The sequence below is a fragment of the Edwardsiella ictaluri ATCC 33202 genome (assembly GCF_000264785.1).
Taxonomy (GTDB): Bacteria; Pseudomonadota; Gammaproteobacteria; order Enterobacterales; family Enterobacteriaceae; genus Edwardsiella; species Edwardsiella ictaluri.
In genome coordinates, this window is sequence record NZ_AFJI01000030.1 from 1 (window position 1) to 2,068 (window position 2,068).

2 protein-coding genes and 1 pseudogene are annotated in these 2,068 nt (G+C 51.7%); all 3 read left to right on the top strand.

The annotated features are described in order from the left end of the window. Window positions 1-990, top strand: a 990-nt coding sequence (locus EIEH_RS19600; RefSeq protein ID WP_275039267.1) for a VENN motif pre-toxin domain-containing protein, incomplete at its 5' end; no start/stop codon positions are given. 9 nt (window positions 991-999) lie between these two features. Beyond that, complete coding sequence (locus EIEH_RS17270) at window positions 1,000-1,347, top strand: immunity 8 family protein (RefSeq protein ID WP_071525684.1); 348 nt, start codon at window positions 1,000-1,002, stop codon at window positions 1,345-1,347. A gap of 619 nt (window positions 1,348-1,966) precedes the next feature. Continuing rightward, window positions 1,967-2,068 (top strand): annotated as a pseudogene (locus EIEH_RS18805) (IS110 family transposase); the annotation flags it as partial.

Sequence of the window (2,068 nt, forward strand, 5' to 3'; positions counted from 1 at the left end):
CATCCCCTTGCCGGAGCCGCAGGTGCGGCCTCCGGCGAAATCGTCGGCATGCTGGCCACGGAGATATACCAGAAACCGGTCGCTGAGCTCAGCGAAAGCGAGAAACAGACCGTTTCAACACTGGCCACCGTTGCCGCCGGACTGGCCGGCGGTCTGGTGGGCGACGCGGGGGCCTCTGCGCTCGCCGGGGCACAGTCGGGTAAGACGACGGTGGAGAATAACTCGCTGGGGACCATTGCGGAGGCATTAGCGGCGGGTAAGACACTTGAACAACAGGCTAAAGAACATGTTGAAGCTGAAAATGAGCAGTACAGGAAAGAAAACTGTGGCGGGATGAACGCGGAAGCCTGCTCGGCGAAAATGTATGAACAGCGCCGGGAAGAGTTAACAAGTATCCTGTCAACAGGTGCGGACTTTGTGCCAGTGGTTGGCGATATCAAGAGTGTTGCGGAAGCACAAAGCGCTCTGGATTATCTGGTTGCTGCGATAGGTATCATTCCGGGAGCGGGAGATGCGGCAGGTAAGGCGGTCAAGGCGGCAGAAGAAGCTCTAAGTAAAGGGGATATCTCTGAAGCCTCGAAGTTGATTAATAAGGCGAGTGATGAGATATCAGCTTATAACTCAGCCACCTATCCGAAATTGAAAGATGATTTGCTACAACAAAATCTAAATAATATCGCTAAACAAGACCCACGATTAGAAGCGGTTGTCAAAGGTGATAATAGAAAATTAAATTATGGTGTTGGTAATGGTACCCGGGAAGAAGCTGATAAACTAGGTAAAATGTGGGTTGGGGATGGAGCTAAACCAACAAGTGATGGAACTGGATTAATGAGTGCTGATGGAACACGTGTCTATCGCTTTCCTGCATCAAAGAAAGACAGCCCATATGCTACAACAGGTACTCAGGCGAACTTTGAAACCTTTAAAATAGATCCAAGTACAGGTAATAAAGTTAGAATCGGCAATGGACACCTAGATATAGAATAAGGAGTTGGAGTGAAAGCTGCCTTAAAAAGTATTTCAAATGATGACTGTGACTTGAATAAATACTTCCCAGAAGATGAAACAGTATTTTTTCTTCGTTTGCTTATTCGTATAGGCACTGCCGACAGTGATGGTGCAGATAATTTTGATCTCGGTGTCTGCACTCCCGAATGGCTTTGTAAACATCAGTGGGGGCCAGACCTGATGCGTCATACATTGCTTGTGCGTAAGTATGATCTTGATGAGATAAAAAAAGTCATCACTGATTATATCGAGCAATGCGAAGGCAATGATTGGATGGAGATAGCCCAAAAACTCTCTCGGGTCTTTGCTTGGGAGTTCGAGGACTATCAACCTTAATGTCAGGGCCGGGGAGCAAGGGGCGCTTCGCGTGCCACATAAACGACAGTGAGCGGCCCGCCCCCGCGTACAGCGCTCTGGTGCGGAGCAGCGCACTTCCTTCAGCGCCGCAGGTCGCCGCGTCCCTGCGGCTCCCGGTGCCGTACTGTGGTCACGGAGCGGCCATCAGACACCTTCCGTTGACGTTGTCGGCCTGCGGCCTACGCTGAAGGGCGTTAATGCCCGCCCGGCATCGTCTGGCTGCGGCGGCTCGCGCCAGTCATGCAGACAGGCTGCATGATCGTCACGGGTTGCCGGTAAAATCCCGGTTCGGGCGTCAGGTAAAACGGTAATGGCAGGGGGCGGGAGGGGGGCCATGATGGCGGGGTTGCAGGCGGTAAAGTCACGGAGGGGCGGTAGCGTGCCGGGGGTGAAAAGTGCGTATCGGGGCCTAGAAGTCCGGACATCAGAATGCACAGGGAAAAATCCGTTTTAACCTGATGATATAACAGGGAAAACAGGTCTTCGCCAACAGATTTCACAACGGATCGCGTTGGGCTTTGTTAATGGAATGGTCGCCCCCTACATCTTGTGCCACAGTGGGACGATAAATCGTCACTACTTGAGCGGAGCGGCCATCATGAGTGTTAAGACTATCGGCATCGATTTGGCAAAAGAGGTTTTTCAGATCCACGGAACTGACGAACACGGCAAGCGCTTGTTCAACAAGCAACTCAAGCGA